Here is a 2,508-nt window from a genome sequence, read left to right as displayed (position 1 = left end):
CCGATCGCCACCGCGGCCACGATGTACACCGCCGCGGAGAAGGCCGAGAGCAGGTAGGCCAGGGGCGCGACCTGGAACTGCACCGCGATCTGGAAGACCGCGCGGGCCCCGGCGGAGATCGCGAAGATCACGTAGACGACGAGCAGGACGACGCCGGGCCCGCTGTTGATCCGCCGCCGCGGTGTCGTCGTCGCCGGTTCAGACACGGGTGACCTCCCAGACCTGCGTCGTGCGCAGCACCAGCACCGCGAGCGTGACGCCCGCGATCGCGAGCACCACCGAGCCGTACCGCGACCGCTCCCCGTACGCCAGCGCCGCCCCGATGGGCAGCGCGATCACCACGGCGATCAGGTAGCCGACGATCTCCGCGACGGCCCCCGCGCCGCGCCCGCCCTGGACGACCAGCAGCACGACGGCGACCAGCGCCTGGAGCACCGCGACCACCTCGAGGACGAGCAGGCCCAGGCGGTGCCGGTACGTCGGCGCCTGGTCCACGGCCGCGGAGACGGCGCACCACAGTGCCCACGCGAGCGCAGCGACGCCGAGCACCCAGGCGACCGGGATGATCACGTCCGCCATCCTCCCACCGCCGACATGCGCGGGTCGTGTCTCGGGCACCCTGGCCGCCATGTCCGGGAACGACGACCTCGCGAGCACCCTCCGCCGCCTCGACGGCCAGAGCTACGGCCGCTACAAGTCGCTGGTCGGGGACTGGCCGCTGGACGGGCGGACCGCCGCGACCCTGACGGTGGTGCGCGTCCAGGCGGACCCGTTCGCGCCGCCGTCCCGGGTCCGCGTGACGCTGCCCGGCGCCGCCCCGGAGGAGCTGACGACGACGGCCGACCGTCGCCGGGCGCTGTCGGGGTTCCTGCTCCACCGCCTGCGCGGCGCGCTGCGGGGCACGCCGGTCTACGTCGACGCCGGCGGCCCCGAGGTCCTCGAGCGCAGCGCCGGACGGATCGACGCCGACGGCACCGTCACCGTCGAGCTCGGTGTGCCGATGCCCGGCCCGAAGCGCCGCATCCTCGGGCGGGAGGCGGCGACGCTGCTCGGCGAGACGCTGCCGGCCGCCGTCGCGCGGTTGCGTTGGGACGAGCTCCCCGACGACGACCGCCGCGCGGCCCGGGAGTTCGTCACCACCGTCGAGGACGCGGTGGCGCTGCGAGCCGCGCTGGCTGACCGCGGGCTGGTCGCGTTCGTCGCCGACGGGGCGGTGCTGCCGCGCCGCTCCGGGGTCGACGACCGCCCGCTGGAGGGCGCGACGCCGTTCGGGTCGCCGGCGTCGTTGCGCGTGACGATCCCGACGCCCAACGCCGGCGACGTCACCGGCCTCGGCGTGCCGCAGGGCGTCACGCTGATCGTCGGCGGCGGCTACCACGGCAAGTCGACGCTGCTGCGCGCCATCGAGGCGGGGGTGTACGACCACCGGCCCGGGGACGGCCGCGAGCGCGTGGTGGCCCGCGCCGACGCCGTGAAGGTCCGCGCGGAGGACGGCCGCAGCGTCGTGCGCACCGACGTCTCGGCGTTCGTCTCGCACCTCCCGAGCGGCGAGCCCACCGACGACTTCTCCACGACGAACGCCTCGGGCTCCACCAGCCAGGCCGCGTCGATGGTGGAGGCGGTCGAGGCCGGCGCGGGGGTCCTGCTCGTCGACGAGGACACCTCGGCCACCAACATCATGATCCGCGACGGCCGGATGCAGCAGCTGATCGAGACCGAGCCGCTCGTGCCGTTCGTGGAGCGCATCCGCCCGCTGTACACCGAGCGCGGGGTGTCGTCGGTGCTGGTCATGGGCGGGTCGGGCGACTACCTCGGGGTCGCCGACACCGTGGTCATGATGGACTCCTACGCCGCCTCCGAGGTGACGGCGCGCGCCCACGAGATCGCCGCGCAGGGGACCACGCGGGCCGTCGAGCACTCGGGCTTCCCGCCGGTCACCCGCCGCGTCGTGGACCCGTCGTCGCTCGACCCGACCGGCCGGCAGGGCAAGCGCCGCGTCACCGCGCGCGGCGTCGACACCCTGACCTTCGGGGAGGAGGACGTCGACCTCGCCGCCGTGGAGCAGATCGTCGACCGCTCCCAGGTCACCGGGATCGGGCGGGCGCTGGCGCTGCTGGGCGACGGGGTGCTCGACGGGACGATCCCGCTGGGCGAGGGCCTCGACCTCCTCGACGCCGAGCTCGCCCGGACCGGGGTCGACGCCCTGCTCGGCGGCCCGCGCGACGCCACCGACCTCGTCGTCCCGCGCCGTCACGAGGTCGCGGCCGCCCTCAACCGGCTGCGGACGCTCAAGGTCCGGGAGCTGCTGCGGGGCGGGGCGTGAGCACCGCGCGTCAGCCCGTCGGGAAGTCCGCGATCTCGTCCTCGTCGTAACCCGCCTCCGCCAGGACCTCGGCGGTGTGCTGCCCGAGCAGCGGCGGGGGGCCGGTCGGGGCCGGGGGCGTCGCACCCGGGCCGGAGGCGTGCACCGGGAAGCCGGTGCCGTGGTACGTCCCGACCCCCGGGTGC

Annotated in this window: 2 protein-coding genes and 1 pseudogene; 1 reads left to right on the top strand and 2 read right to left on the bottom strand. The window is 75.7% G+C overall.

Annotation, left to right across the window (positions count from 1 at the left end):
- Positions 1-206: pseudogene (locus AC0CYZ_RS17290) on the bottom strand (hypothetical protein); the annotation flags it as partial.
- Entirely contained in the window at positions 199-570 is a 372-nt protein-coding gene (locus tag AC0CYZ_RS17285) for a hypothetical protein (protein ID WP_472217526.1), read from the bottom strand. The pseudogene AC0CYZ_RS17290 and the gene AC0CYZ_RS17285, both read right to left, overlap by 8 nt.
- 58 nt (positions 571-628) lie before the next feature.
- On the opposite strand from AC0CYZ_RS17285, the gene AC0CYZ_RS17280 reads away from it, so the two are divergent.
- Positions 629-2,323: an ABC-ATPase domain-containing protein gene (locus AC0CYZ_RS17280; RefSeq protein ID WP_472217524.1), complete on the top strand. Its 1,695-nt coding sequence runs from the start codon at positions 629-631 to the stop codon at positions 2,321-2,323.
- Positions 2,324-2,508: the final 185 nt, after the last annotated feature.

This window comes from Actinomycetospora sp., from assembly GCF_055612215.1.
Note: the sequence above shows the minus strand (reverse complement) of the source record. Positions and strands in the feature narration are given on the sequence as shown.